Origin of the sequence: Xanthomonas hortorum pv. pelargonii, assembly GCF_024499015.1 — a bacterium.
Taxonomy (GTDB): domain Bacteria; phylum Pseudomonadota; class Gammaproteobacteria; order Xanthomonadales; family Xanthomonadaceae; genus Xanthomonas; species Xanthomonas hortorum_B.
On the sequence record NZ_CP098604.1, the window covers coordinates 2,845,050 to 2,858,927 of the forward strand.

At 59.2% G+C, this 13,878-nt stretch carries 11 protein-coding genes and 1 pseudogene; 2 read left to right on the forward strand and 10 right to left on the reverse strand.

Annotated features, from left to right (window positions below; all coding sequences use genetic code 11):
* Positions 1-67 precede the first annotated feature (67 nt).
* The 3 genes from NDY25_RS12450 to gvpU all read right to left on the reverse strand — a co-directional run bounded on the left by NDY25_RS12450 (position 68) and on the right by gvpU (position 2,305).
* Positions 68-1,360: a hypothetical protein gene (locus NDY25_RS12450; protein WP_256627473.1), complete on the reverse strand. Its 1,293-nt coding sequence runs from the start codon at positions 1,358-1,360 to the stop codon at positions 68-70.
* Positions 1,361-1,466: 106 nt separating this feature from the next.
* Entirely contained in the window at positions 1,467-1,661 is a 195-nt protein-coding gene (locus NDY25_RS12455; RefSeq protein ID WP_168958551.1) for a hypothetical protein, read from the reverse strand.
* Positions 1,662-1,846: 185 nt separating this feature from the next.
* Positions 1,847-2,305 (reverse strand): gas vesicle accessory protein GvpU, encoded by a 459-nt coding sequence (gene gvpU / locus NDY25_RS12460; protein ID WP_074058586.1) that lies wholly within the window; start codon positions 2,303-2,305, stop codon positions 1,847-1,849.
* A 683-nt stretch (positions 2,306-2,988) separates the two neighbouring features.
* Here gvpU and NDY25_RS12465 point away from each other — a divergent pair.
* Complete coding sequence (locus NDY25_RS12465) at positions 2,989-3,279, forward strand: tetratricopeptide repeat protein (RefSeq protein WP_256627475.1); 291 nt, start codon at positions 2,989-2,991, stop codon at positions 3,277-3,279.
* Between the two features lie 90 nt (positions 3,280-3,369).
* Here the strand turns inward: NDY25_RS12465 and NDY25_RS12470 are convergent, their stop codons facing one another.
* Together NDY25_RS12470 and NDY25_RS12475 are read right to left on the reverse strand one after the other, a co-directional pair.
* The gene (locus NDY25_RS12470) at positions 3,370-4,350 is read right to left on the reverse strand and encodes an IS5 family transposase (protein ID WP_256627476.1); all 981 of its coding nucleotides are present in this window, start codon (positions 4,348-4,350) and stop codon (positions 3,370-3,372) included.
* Between the two features lie 178 nt (positions 4,351-4,528).
* Positions 4,529-5,509: an IS5 family transposase gene (locus NDY25_RS12475; protein WP_233366556.1), complete on the reverse strand. Its 981-nt coding sequence runs from the start codon at positions 5,507-5,509 to the stop codon at positions 4,529-4,531.
* A 353-nt stretch (positions 5,510-5,862) separates the two neighbouring features.
* Here NDY25_RS12475 and NDY25_RS12480 point away from each other — a divergent pair, with 353 nt between their 5' ends.
* Positions 5,863-6,744 carry an AbiJ-NTD4 domain-containing protein gene (locus NDY25_RS12480; RefSeq protein ID WP_168959731.1) on the forward strand — a complete coding sequence of 294 codons (882 nt, stop codon included), beginning with the start codon at positions 5,863-5,865 and terminating at the stop codon, positions 6,742-6,744.
* Between the two features lie 120 nt (positions 6,745-6,864).
* Here the strand turns inward: NDY25_RS12480 and NDY25_RS12485 are convergent, their stop codons facing one another.
* From NDY25_RS12485 to NDY25_RS12505, 5 genes and pseudogenes are all read right to left on the reverse strand, one after another.
* A complete protein-coding gene (locus NDY25_RS12485; protein WP_168959732.1) occupies positions 6,865-8,718 on the reverse strand; it encodes an XVIPCD domain-containing protein in 1,854 nt (617 codons plus the stop codon).
* Between the two features lie 14 nt (positions 8,719-8,732).
* Positions 8,733-9,263, reverse strand: a complete 531-nt coding sequence (locus NDY25_RS12490) for a hypothetical protein (protein WP_168959733.1) — start codon at positions 9,261-9,263, stop codon at positions 8,733-8,735.
* A 230-nt stretch (positions 9,264-9,493) separates the two neighbouring features.
* A complete protein-coding gene (locus tag NDY25_RS12495; RefSeq protein WP_168959734.1) occupies positions 9,494-11,074 on the reverse strand; it encodes a gamma-glutamyltransferase family protein in 1,581 nt (526 codons plus the stop codon).
* A complete protein-coding gene (locus tag NDY25_RS12500) occupies positions 11,074-12,534 on the reverse strand; it encodes an AtzE family amidohydrolase (RefSeq protein WP_168959735.1) in 1,461 nt (486 codons plus the stop codon). Before NDY25_RS12500 ends, NDY25_RS12495 begins: the two co-directional genes overlap by 1 nt.
* 163 nt (positions 12,535-12,697) lie before the next feature.
* Positions 12,698-13,831 (reverse strand): annotated as a pseudogene (locus NDY25_RS12505) (nucleoside hydrolase); the annotation flags it as partial.
* Positions 13,832-13,878 lie beyond the last annotated feature (47 nt).

Here is a 13,878-nt window from a genome sequence, read left to right on the forward strand (position 1 = left end):
CTGGTAAAGGGCGCTCCGGCCCCGTTTGGTGAGTGGCTGCATTGGCGGCTACAGCGCTGTGCACGTATCAGGCAAACATGCCACGCACCACATCGGCATTGCTTTGCCCGTTGGGGTTGCCCACCGTGCTGTCGGAAGCAAGGTTCCAGCAACTCAGATGCGCCAGCGCGTTGACCAACGGGTAGGACAGATGCAGCTGGGTGACCGTGCCATAGAGTGGAAAATCGTCCACGCTTTGCAGATCCAGCTCAATCTGCGTTTCATCCGGCAATTGCTTCCACCATGCACGCACCAGATCGTTGTACACCCACAGCACCTCGACCGACTGCTGCGCCGGCACGTTGAACCAGCTATTTGCCAGCACGCGCAAGGTCTGCCGCACCAGTAACGCGCCACCGGATTTTTTGGCTGCCAGCAGCCCCTGTTTCAAGGCATTGAATGCGGCGGTGTCGAACACCTGGTTGTGCCGGAACATGCCGTTGGCGTCTTCGCATAATTGCTCATTGGCATATGCTGGGTAGCTGCGCGTTTTCTCGCAGAACGGCTGTAGCCCGAACAGCGGCGGCAGGTCGTCGGCAACCACGGTTTCGCCTGATTCCGGGTCGATGTTCACCCCTTGATCGGAATTGACGAACACCAGCAGACGCGCAATGCCGCGTGCCAGCAGCGGCATGATGCCCAGGTTCTCCAGGTTGCCGCCGTCGGCGAAGCGGTAACTTAGCGTCGCTTGGCTCTCACGACCATCGACCGGCCAGTACGGATAACGCGGCACCAGGCCATTGATCTCGGGAAACTTCTCTTCGAAGTCCTGCGCCGGCGCCATGCTGCTGCAACCGGCGATGTCGTTGAGGCTGAAGACACGCAGCGGCACGCTGGTAGTGACTCCGCCGGCACCAGCGTCGGCGACGTAATCGCTGCCCATCGCGAACGACTCGATCAGGCCTCCGCCCATGACGCCGAGTTGCTCAGGCTGGTTGAAAACGCCACGCACGCCAAGCAACCAGTTGGCTTCGAACGGCACCAGATCCGAGGTCACGCTGTCGTTGATGAAGACAGACGTATTGAAGATCGGTAACGGCCGCCCGTCGCGGATGGTGTAGAAGTTGTCGCTGCTCAACTGCGGATTGCGCAGCAGCGGGCCTTCCGCCAGATACTGCGTCGTGCCGGTGAAATAACGCGGATCCACGCCTGTGGCATCCGGATTCCACAAGCCGAAATCCTTCAGTACCAGCTTGCCGATCACCGCCTGCCACATATCCGCCGGCGCGTAGCGTTTGCTCAGCCGGTACTCGGCCAGTTCGGCGACGATCGGCAACGTGCCGAGCCGGTACGGCACCTGGCCGAGATTGTTGCTGCCCATCTTCCCCCAACTCGTCCAAGGTGAGTTGCGCTGGATCCAGCACCACCGGCCCCAGGAAGTCGTCATCGCTGATCGACGTCGGCAGATAGGTGAACAACACATTGGCCTATGTCCCGCCGGACACCGAAGAGATCGCCGCCACCTTGTCCAAAAGCCCCAGGGAGCGCAGCCCGCGCAGTTGACCCAGCGCACACGACAGCGCACGACTGCCGCCGCCGGAGAGACAGATGCCGACCGCATCCGACGGGGTCTCGCTTTGGGCTGCGCCCAGTGGATCGATTGCCACGTTGAATGTCGCCATGGTGTTCTCCCTGTGTGGCGCTTTGCCCTTTCAAAGCGCAGTCAGAAGCCTAGCGTCTGCGGATCCACTCGCCACGTGGCGTTGCGCCCAGATCGCGTCGCGCAGCGGAGGGCGCTCTTGCCGATCTTTCAGATAGTCCGGTGTGAGATGACGGGCACCTCACACGAAGACCGAGCCTGCCAGGCCTAATCTGCCGAGAGCGACCCCAGGGTAAAACCGGAGACGGCATTCACCTTGCCGCGCCACAGCACACCACGGTTGCTGGGCAGGGGCTGGCCGCCGGGCGAGAAGCAACGCGACTCGATCAGGTGAAGGAACTGCGGAGGTGTGCTGCTCTGCTGAGCGTCCTCTTCCGTGTCGTAGATGCTGGCATGGCTGGCAAACGCGCGACGGATATCTTCTTTTTCTTCGGCGCTGCCGGGATAGGCCGCAGAAAATTCCTGCGCGAATGCCTCGAAGTACTGCTTGCCGCTGACCAGCTGGCCAGAAACGATGATGCCTTCGACAAACAGCGTAATGCCGAACTGCACGTTCGAACTATTGACGGTGGCGACCAGCTTCTGCAGATACCAATCCAGGCTCTGGCCATCGAACGCCAGCTTGACGTCTTCCAGGTTCGGTTGATTGTCGTCTTGATCTGTCATGTGGCTCTCCTTGGTGGAAGGTGTAACGCGTATGTTGAAGTAAGCGCAGCGACGTGCCTACGTATCGCCCCGCATGCCCAAGAAAGCAGGTGCGTCCTGTCCAGTGATCGGCGCGGTTGGGTCCGCTATCGTCGCCTTGGAGAGCATGCCCCAGAGTCTATGACATGTTTGCCTTGTTGGCCTGCCCTGGTTGGAGTCTTGATCCTCAGCGCTAGCTTGTGCTGTTGCACAAGCTCTTTGCTCGCGCGGGTGCTCTATTGGGGCTGTCAGTCAACGTTCGTTCCGAGCCATCGGGGAGTAGCGGCGCAGCTTGGCGATGTCCTTAGCAGTCCGCCACGGCCCGGTATAGGCCTCAAGGGATGAAATTTTCTGATGAAATTTCGCGACTAGATATGGTTTTTCTGACACTTGTTAGCCTTGATCGCTCGCCACTCACGCCCGTCTCTTCATTAGAGGGGCACCGATAAAATCAAACCGCGTCGAAGAGAAGGCCAATCGTAGTGGCTGTGATAGGCGATGGTCGCCCAAAGAACACATTGGTTGCGCGTTGCCCAGCGAACCCCCGAAGATATATAGCCATTTGCCAAGATGTTTAGCGAGCTAAGAAAGGGATGCCATTGCAATGACTTGGCTCGGTCTCGATCAAGATTTACCCATATCGTGTAGAGAGAAGCTCGCTACCAATGAAGACCGTAGAAGACTGCAAATTGCTGGTTCGAGAGGGGTTTCTATCTCCAGAGAAGTGGGAGGTAAATCTTGCACTAGCCGAGCGACTGCTTTCGGAAGCGCTGTTGGACGATCCAAACAACCCGCTCTTGCTCACCTGCTTGGGTGCAGTCCTTTGTGATCAAGGTCAACACAAAGCCGCCGCAATGCAGTTGCGCTACGCGATAGCGCACGGATCACAGGACAGAAATACCTTCTTAAATCTTGGTGTTGCATTGCTTAAGGAAGGTCTGAATAACGAGGCCTGAGAGTGCGGGATGTCGCGTCGGTCCGGAGAGTCGCGTTTGGATCTTCGGATCTTCCGCTATTTCTGGCACTTTCCTTGGGAATTCCCCGGGTTACAGGCGCACGCTCCCCATGGCAGGCAGTAACTGCTTTCGCTTCATCCACAGATTGGAGAGCGCAAACAAGGTCAGCACGTGTGCGGTGTTCTTGGCCAGGCCGCGATAGCGGACCTTGGTGTAACCGAACTGGCGCTTGATCACCCGGAACGGATGCTCCACCTTCGCGCGCACGCTGGCCTTGAAGTGTTCCCAACGCTGTTCCCGAGCACGCTCGCGTTTGTTGCCGATGGCTTGCAGCGTCGAACGCTTGGCGGCAATGAAAAATGCAGCCTTGCAGGTCTGCAGTTCTTCGCGTTTGTCCGCACCGGTGTAGCCGCTGTCGCCGAACACGCTGTCTTCTTTGCCATGCAGTAATGCGTGCGTCACCGTGACGTCGGCGACATTGGCGGCTGTGCAATGGACGTGGTGCACCAGCCCGGAAAATTCATCCACGCCGATGTGCGCCTTCATCCCGAAATACCACTGATTGCCCTTCCTGGTCTGATGCATTTCAGGGTCGCGCGCGTGATCGGCGTTCTTGGTCGAACTGGGTGCAGCGATCAGCGTCGCATCGACGATCGTGCCCGACCGCAGGCTCTGCCCCTTGCGTGCCAGATGCGCGTTGACCGCGTCCAGCATCCGCGCGGCAAGGCCATGGGTCTCCAGCAGGCGCCGAAAGTTGAGAATCGTGGTCTCGTCCGGAACGTTGTCCAAGCCACCGAGCTGGGCAAACCTCCGCAAGATCGGGATCTCGTGCAGCGCTTCTTCCATCGCCGGATCGCTCAACGCATACCACTGCTGCAGCAAATGAATCCGCAACATCGTCGCCAGTGCGTATGGCTGTCGACCAGGGCGTCCCGACACCGGATAGTGCGGTGCGATCAGACCGAGCAAGTGCTGCCACGGAACGACCTGCTCCATCTCGGCCAGGAAGATCTCCCGGCGGGTCTGCTTGCGCTTGCCCAGGCCTTCAGCGTCGCCGAACGTCAGTTGCATGGATTACTCCTCAACATGCGGGTAGTGTCGCGTATCTATGGTGCGTTGTTCAGAGGTTCCCTAGGGAAGGTCTGAACAACGAGGCCTGAGAGTGCGGGATGTCGCGTCGGTCCGGAGAGTCGCGTTTGGATCTTCGGATTTCCGCTATTTCTGGCACTTTCCTTGGGAATTCCCCGGGTTACAGGCGCACGCTCCCCATGGCAGGCAGTAACTGCTTTCGCTTCATCCACAGATTGGAGAGCGCAAACAAGGTCAGCACGTGTGCGGTGTTCTTGGCCAGGCCGCGATAGCGGACCTTGGTGTAACCGAACTGGCGCTTGATCACCCGGAACGGATGCTCCACCTTCGCGCGCACGCTGGCCTTGAAGTGTTCCCAACGCTGTTCCCGAGCACGCTCGCGTTTGTTGCCGATGGCTTTCAGCGTCGAACGCTTGGCGGCAATGAAAAATGCAGCCTTGCAGGTCTGCAGTTCTTCGCGTTTGTCCGCACCGGTGTAGCCGCTGTCGCCGAACACGCTGTCTTCTTTGCCATGCAGTAATGCGTGCGTCACCGTGACGTCGGCGACATTGGCGGCTGTGCAATGGACGTGGTGCACCAGCCCGGAAAATTCATCCACGCCGATGTGCGCCTTCATCCCGAAATACCACTGATTGCCCTTCCTGGTCTGATGCATTTCAGGGTCGCGCGCGTGATCGGCGTTCTTGGTCGAACTGGGTGCAGCGATCAGCGTCGCATCGACGATCGTGCCCGACCGCAGGCTCTGCCCCTTGCGTGCCAGATGCGCGTTGACCGCGTCCAGCATCCGCGCGGCAAGGCCATGGGTCTCCAGCAGGCGCCGAAAGTTCAAAATCGTGGTCTCGTCCGGAACGTTGTCCAAGCCACCGAGCTGGGCAAAGCGCCGCAAGGTCGGAATCTCGTGCAGCGCTTCTTCCATCGCCGGATCGCTCAACGCATACCACTGCTGCAGCAAATGAATCCGCAACATCGTCGCCAGTGCGTATGGCTGTCGACCAGGGCGTCCCGACACCGGATAGTGCGGTGCGATCAGACCGAGCAAGTGCTGCCACGGAACGACCTGCTCCATCTCGGCCAGGAAGATCTCCCGGCGGGTCTGCTTGCGCTTGCCCAGGCCTTCAGCGTCGCCGAACGTCAGTTGCATGGATTACTCCTCAACATGAGGCGGGTAGTGTCGCGTATCTATGGTGCGTTGTTCAGAGGTTCCCTAGAAGCAGTGATGCCATGACATTCTTCAACAAGTCAAAGGCATTCAAGTCATCGCTTCAGTCCTGGCAGGCGTACTTCGATCCTCAGGCGCACTGATAAGGATCGCCAGGCTGCTGGGTGGTTCTACCATATATAAGGTGCACCCTAAGATATCTAAGCCCGAATTGGGTTTTGGCCGTACCCAAGATTTCTCTTGAATCCCAGAGAGGACTTATCCACAGAGTTGTGCATGGCTGCCGAGGCCTGCCCCTCGTACACTCAGCCCAACTCACAAACCTGGCTGGTCAGATGGTTGTTCAAACTAAGCGTCGTCGTTTCTCTGCTAGGCTCAAAAAGCGAGGCCCACTGATTTTTGACGACGCACCGTTATCTCTGCGCGTTGGATATATAAAGCTGTTGCTACCAACTTATGTTGGTGAAAGCCGTTCCACGCGAATAGCCAGGCGAGAGCCCTTAGGAATCGATGAGGTGCATGAGCTGTTTTTGGCTCGATGCCGTATAGACGGAGATCCGCACGAATGGGGCGAGTGTAGTTCTTGGGAAGCACTGACGACACACCTCAAAGGTAGTTGTTGGCCTCAGTTTTTTGACTTTGTCGAGTTGCTCGCCGAACTGCTTATTGAGAAGGATGATCACTTTTCGTTTGATAGCCCTGCTAAGTTTGAAGTTTATAGGATTCGTCTGAACGATCTCCTGGATGAGGAGAACATCGGCTGGCAAATGGATGCGCATGGGGAACTGAAGCGCAAGATCCGTGCAATGAATCGATCAATCTCTTCAGCCAATGCTGCGCTCGATAGCCGGTTTAAAAGCGCTCGCGAGCACTACAAGCGTTCATTGAGCTACCTGCTAACTCATCCGGTCGACGAGGCAAACAGTGTTCGAGAGATCATCAGCGCATTGGAAAGCGTCATCAAGGTCATCGCTCCTAAGGTAGCTACTCTTGGTGCCGGAGTAAAAGAGCTTCGAAAGAGAGGTGATTTCAACCGCTGGAGTTTGGACATCATAGAAAAGCTATATGCCTATTCGAATGACTCTCCGTTCGTTCGTCATGGACACATCGATGGAGTAGCTCCTACGAGAGCCGAGGCTGAAATGATTGTACAGACTGCCTTATCAATGATTTGCTACCTCATTGAGGTGGGCGGAGAGGGTGCCGAGCGACCTTAAATTGAAGTTTTTTCCTTTCAGAGGTGAAAGTCGTATATCAGGCTGACCTCAACTCAATGAGGGTATGGTCGGATACGTATGTGCAGACCTATGTGGAAAACAGCTTGGTCGTGGCATACCTCATCGTGTCGGTCCGCTTGGATTAGGATCACTCACCCCACGCGCGAGTTCCTGTTGTTGCGTGACCTGTCTTTCCTGTGCAATCGCCTGATTAGCTGCCAGCAACTTCTGGTCTGATTGCTCAATCGGAATGTTGATCGCTTGATCAATTTGCACATGCACGCGCTTGTTCGCCGGGTCGTCCAGCCGGCCTTCTACCGCAAACAGGTTGCCGGTCTTGCTCATCAATACGTGATCGACGCGCGTCAACGCATTACTCTCCATAGAGCGATCTGCCGCTTCCGGGTAGCTTTCACGGTTATCTTTACATGCGGCCAGGAGGCATCGGCTTGCTCGCTCACTCATCTCGTCGTAGGGCTTGCCAACGCTCTCGTCGATCTTGCGCATGCCATCGCGGATCTGCTCAAGCATGGCGTGGTCGGGATGATCTGGATCGTCTGGACCGTGCTGGGCTGGAGTCGAACTGGATGTGGGCGCGACTGGTACATATTTATGATCATGTGCCGGATTTACGCTTCCATCCTGGGTGTGATCGAAGTGATGGAGGACTGGTGGTGTTGTGCTGCTGTCGTAGTAAGGAAAGGGAGCCTTGTTCTTGCCAAAGTCCAAACCCTCAGCTTCAATGATCGGCTCTTTCATTCCGACAGAGGCCATATTGACGGTTACAGCAGGCATCACACCCTGTATGGGCCTTGCATACTTCCTTTCGTACTCAACTATATGCTCTACCCCTGAAGTCGCGTAATAGTTTGGATAGTCTGATGTACCTCTATCCCCGATTCCAATTGGGTTTCGACCTGGGATAGGGTGTGTCGGATCTGGTCTATTGAAGTAATGTTGTCCCATTGCCGCAACATTTGTCGGCGACATTTGTAGCTGACCATCCGGGTCGAATTTTAGTCCTGGCCGTGGCTGAATAGTTGCGCCGGCACCCTGTGGCTTGACGATAAAATCTTCAATCCTGCGGTTTCCTAGAGCATTCATTTCTGGTAAGCCTGCAGCTGGATTGCCCTGCTTTTGTCTACTCAGTAACGCGTTCCAACCTGCAATTTCTGCTTTCGCTTCGTCGTCTCTGCTTGCTTGAATGGAAGTGGCGAAGACGCGCGTGTAATCGTGAACAGGATTTGTACTTTTAGCTATGGAAACGGCATCGTTGTGGAACGCCGCGTTCGCTAGCCTTCTTTCGGGGGCATTGAAACCGTGTTGAATCTCGTGTCCGAGGACAAACGTCATGTCATTGGGATCGTACCCGTTAGGATTTGCCGCAGACCTTCCCTGTAATCTGGCAGCAGGCATGTTCATGGAGTGACTGCTAGCGCTGTAGGTGCCACCAGCAGTGAATCCTGGAGGTATAAAGTCGAAGTGTTCTAAATGCTTATGCGGCGGATCACCCTTGTCGGTCGTCATTACCGCTCGTTTAATCTCATCTGCAAGCACTGGCGAGCCATTGATGGTCGATTGGAGGTTGTTGACCATATCTTGCGTCACTGGATGAGTCGCTCTCGATGCATCCAGATATGTCTTCTGGGAAAATTCGATCGACATATGCTGCAGCCTGAGAGTTGCTTGTAGATCCGGGTTGTGTCTAGCACCAGAGGATTGAAAATCAGCTGCCGGTAGAGTGACGGTCCCGGACTGAATATCGTAACTCCCAGCAAGATTTTGTTGTCCTGTAGAACCTTGCAGTGCAAATGCTTTCAAGTGCCCATTCTGGGCATCTTGATTGAGAAGCCCAAGCTGTTGTGAGTCAGCAACTACGGCCGAGCTAAGTTGCGCAACTTGCTCTGGCGTAACACCTGATTGACTTGCGAACTGCTTCAAAGCCGCTTCAAGTTGAGCATTTGGACTAGCCATGTCGGTAGGTGCTCCTACTCATTCACGGTAGAAATCGACGTTACGCAGGCGCGATATTTCTTGCCATCAAGCGCTGTTACTTCAGGCCTGGAAGCAATAGAGACCGTCATGCCGTCTTTGTAATAGCGCCAATCAATGAGCTGGCCAAGTTCGCCGTAGTTAGGCGCATCGCCAAAGCCCATTGCCTTCATGGCGTTGTGGTAATCCTCGAAACTGAGCTGACAAATATCCGTCATGGCTGCATATCTATCTGACTTGTGCACGAAGTCCAGCGACACGCCAGGGCTACGCATAGCGGCTGACGGCAGGTACTGAATTTCGTATGCCCAATCGCCTCTTAATAGTTGGCTGTAGGCAAAGGATTCGACTCGCTGCCCCGGAATCGCGTTGAAGTGTTCAAGGCGAACTCCGACCACTTCATTCACACGCTCAGGGCTGAGATCGCTGGAGGATTTCAGAGCACCGATCAGTTTCAAGAACCGCTTGCCGATCTCGTCGGCGCTGAGTTCAGAGGTGCTAGCCGATGTACTGTCAGTCGAGGTCATGGTGCCATGCTCCTTCGCGGGTGGCTGTATTGCATCGGCCGAGGTGTGCGCGCAAGCACAGAGTGTGGTTCCGCATAGCGCGAGTATCGAAAGCAGGACGGTTCTTGAAAATCTCATTGACTCGTTCCGCGCAAATGATCAGGGGAAGTTAGTTTGCCTAACATGAATCATCAGTTAAGTTCTTCGCTGAAATTATCAGTCACAGCATTGACGGATCTAGGCCCCATCCATCACCACCCAGCCACCACTCCATCCGATCGTGGATCGCTCGCTCCACTGATCACGCCATCCACCTCGCGCACCAATGCACCCGCATGCCCCATGACCGAGGTATATGCGGGCAGCAGCTCTACCGCATGCCCGGCATCGCGCAGTGCTTGCACGACCGCTGGATCGAAGCGGTCTTCCACCTTCAGCGAGGTACTGTCTTCACCCCAGGTGCGGCCGAGCAACCAGCGCGGCGCTGTGATCGCTTGTTGCAGCGGCACGCCGAAGCGGGCGTAGCGGGAGAAGAGGGCGGCCTGGGTCTGTGGTTGGCCTTCGCCGCCCATGGTGCCGTAGGCCATGACACGGCCGTCGTCGAAAGTAGCCAGCGCCGGGTTGAGGGTATGGAAGGGTTTGCGCCCAGGGGCGAGTGCGTTCCAGCCGTCGGCGGCGAGGCGGAAGCTGCAGCCGCGGTTTTGCCAGGTGATGCCGGTGCGCGGCAGCACCAGGCCGGAGCCGAATTCGAAATAGGTGGACTGGATGCAGCTGACGGCGCGGCCATGTGCGTCGATGGCGCCGAACCAGACGGTATCGCCGGCCTGCGAGGGCTGTGGCCAGGGCAGTGCGGTGCGCATGTCGATGCGTGCGGCCAGCGCGTCGAGTGCGGCGCTGTCATCGAGCAGGGCCTGTGCGTCGAGCGTCATCCAGGCGGGGTCGCCGATGTGTGCGTCGCGGATCAGGAAGGCCTGTTTGGTGGCTTCGATCAGGCCGTGCAGGTGTGTGTAGCTGTCGGGGTGTTCGGCGTGCAGGCGATCGAACAAGGCGAGGATCAGCAGTGAGGCGAGGCCTTGCGTGGGTGGTGCGTGGTTGTAAAGGCGTGCACCGTGGATGGCGACCGAGAGCGGCACAGTGGCTTCGGCATGATGGCTTGCGAGGTCGTGTGCGTGGAGCGGGCTGCCGAGCTCTTGCAGATCGGCGGCGATGTCGTCGGCCAGTGCGCCGCGATAGAAACTCTCCAGGCCTTCGTCGGCGAGTCGTTGCAAGGTGCGTGCAAGTTGCGGCTGTTGCAGCAGTGCGCCTTCGTGCAGGGGGACGCCGTGTGGTTCGAAAATGCTGGAGTAGGCGCCGGGTTGCACGCGCAGTTCGGCGCTCTTGCTGGCGGCGATGTGCGCGCCGCCAAGCGTGACCGGTACGCTGTCGCTGGCGTGGTGGATGGCGTCCTGCAATAAGCGTTGCAGCGATAAGCTGCCGCCTGCGTGCTGCAGCGCGAGTGCCCAGCCGGAGACGGTGCCGGCCACGGTATTCGCCGCACCGGGGCCGCGCCATGGAATGCTGCTGTGGCCGCGATAGAAGTCCAAGGTCGCCGCCTGTGCAGCGCGGCCGCAGGCATCGATGGCGTGAACGCGGCCGTCGGGTTCGTGGATCAGCCAGAAGCCGTCGCCACCGATGCCGGTCATGTGCGGGTACACCACGGCCAGGCAGGCGGCGGTGGCGACGGCGGCTTCGATGGCGTTGCCGCCGTCGCGCAGGACATCGCGTCCGGCCTGTGCGGCCAGATGATGCGGGGCCACGACCATGCCGCGACGCGCGCGCAAGGTGTGCAGCATCAGTGCGTCTCCGCCGGTGGGCTGAAGGCGAGCAGGCCGTCGCGTTCGAGTTGCGCGGCGAGTGCGAACAAGCGGTCTTCGCGGCCGGGCGCGGCAATCAATTGCACGCCCAGCGGCAGGCGGCCGGGGCGCGGCAACGGTGCGGCCAATACCGGGCAGGCGGCAAGCCCGAGCGGTTGGGTGAAGATGCCTAAGTTGGCGCGCGCGGACACCGGCAGGCCGTCGATCTGGATGGTGTCCTGATCGATGCGTGGTGCCACGCACGGTGTGGTTGGCGCGATCAACACATCCACCTCGTCCCACAGGCGTTGCATGGCGGCGCAAAACCAGTGCGCGAAGCGGTGTGCATCGGCGACCGCGCTGGCAGGCAATTGCAGGCCGGCAAGCAGGCGGTCGCGGGTGGCCGGGTCGAACTGTTCGGCATGCGTGCTCAAACCGGCGCGATGACGATGGCCGCCCTCGGCAGCGGTGAGCACGAAGGCAGCAGCGCGGGCGCGTTCTGCTTCGGGTAATTCGATCATGGTGGTGCTGTTGCAGGCGGTGAGCAATGCGCTGAGGCCGGCATCCAGGTCGGGGTCGAGATTGCGTTGGAACCAGCCGCCCAGGCGTGCGATGCGCAAGCTGCCGGCATTGCAGGAGGCAACGGCGTGACCAAGCATCACTTCATAGACGCGGCGTAGATCGGCGATGGAGGTGGCGAACGGGCCGACCACATCCAGCGCATCGACGAAGCCGAACACGCCGTCCAGCGGCAACGCGCCATGGGTGGGACGCAGGCCGTACACGCCGCACAATGCGGCCGGAACGCGGATGGAGCCGTTGGTGTCCGAGCCCAGCGCGAATGGCACCAGCCCGGCGGCCACCGCGGCAGCCGAGCCGCCCGACGAACCGCCGGCCAGATGGCGGTGATCGTGCGGGTTGGCGGTGGTGCCGTAATGCGCGTTGACGGTGGCAAAGCCGTAGGCGAATTCGTCCATGTTGGCGGTGCCTACCAGCACCGCGCCTGCATCACTCAGCCGTTGCACCAAAGCCGCATCGCGGGTGGCAGGTGCGCATTGCGCGCGGACGACGGCACCAGCGGTGGTGACCTCACCAGCGACATCGAATAGATCCTTGACCACGAACGGCACGCCGGCCAACGCACCGCCGTCGCTGCCACCGGCCAGCGCGGCCTGCACGCGCGCGGCATCGGCTGCGGCGCGTGCGGGCAATAGGCGAGTGATCGCACGCAGGCGGTCGTTGGCCTGGTGGATATGCGTGAGCGTCTGGGTGGCATGGCGTGCGGCCAGCGTGGGCTGGCTGCGGGTGGTGCTGACGATGGAGGCGATCTGGCCGCGCGAAGTGGTTGTGTCCGGTGATGCGGGGCGCGGTGCATTGAAGCTGGCGAGCAGCTGCGCGTGGCCGCGCAGGACCTCGGTATTGCGATCGATGCCGGCCTGCCACTGCGCTGGGAGTTGCATGGGGTCACCTTGGGTTGCTGGGAGTTGCGGGTGTGGGTGTTGTCCAAGCTCCTCTCCCGCCGGGAGAGGGGTTGGGGTGAGGGTGCCCCGCTAGTTGGAGATGTATCAGGTACGCGTTTACCTTGCTTGCACCCCAATCAACTGGCGCAGCATTTTTCTCAGTTGCCGTACCCTCATCCGCCCTTCGGGCACCTTCTCCCGGAGGGAGAAGGGGTAGCGGCAACCCGACTGCTGGTGGTTGCGGCGCAGTGAGGTGGTCTACCAGTAATTGCTCGAACGCTTCCACATCCACCGCATGCACTACCGTCTGTGCCTGTTCGCCCAGTCCAGGCTGATAGCCAGGTGCCCACGACAGGATGTCGCCATAGCCGGCATCGAAAGCGGTATTGGTATCGACATAAAGCGTCTCGGTGTGCGTTGCCAATTCGGGGCGCAGCCACACCGCAGTGGCCAGCTCATCCCACATCGGAAAGCCGGGTTCGCGACGGCGCAATGCGTGGCCGATGCTGGTATCGGCAGCGCTCATGCGCGCCAGCAACACTGGCGTGAGTTCGGTGTCAGTCGATGGGTCCACCGGCACCATGGTGATCTTGCGCCAGGGCGCGCGCATGACGATGCTGGCCGCTTCCGGATCCCAGCGGATGTTGAATTCGCGGCGTGGCGAGTTAACGAATTCGCGCGCGAATTGCTGTGCGCTGACGCTGTTGCGTTGCTGCCGCGGGTTGAGGCTGCCGCCCATATAGACCAGCTCGCGCGCCAGTGTGGCGAACGCCGGATCCAGCGATTGCGCAAGCGCCAGATTGGTCAGCGGGCCTGTGGCAATGATGCTCACCTCGCCCGGATACAGGCGCACCATGCGCAGCATGAACAACGCAGCCGGTTCGTCGGATGCGCGCACCACGCTGGGATTGCCCAACGCTAGGTCGGGCACCACGTCGTGTGCGTGATAACGCGGCGCGCTCTGCACGGTGTCGCCATCCACCCAGTGCTTGGTCCATGCACCTTTCCAGACCAGCTTGCCGTACAGCGCTTCCCAACGCTCGGTGGCGAGCTCGCTGTTGAGCAGCGGATGCACCGGGCCGGGCAGCACCGGGATAGTGGGATGGCCGGCCAATTCCAGCAGACGGCAGCCATGTGCGAGCACCTCATCGCGCCAGATATTGCCGCTCACCGCGCTGATGCCCAGCACCTCGACCTCAGGCGATTGCAACAACAGCAACTGCGCAGGCGTGAAGCCGTCGATATCGTCTTCGAGAATGACGCGGCGTTTTGATGGGGCGGAGTGCTGATCGGTCATTGCGCTTTGGTCATGGGGATGGAATGCATCACGGCGAAGATGGAATG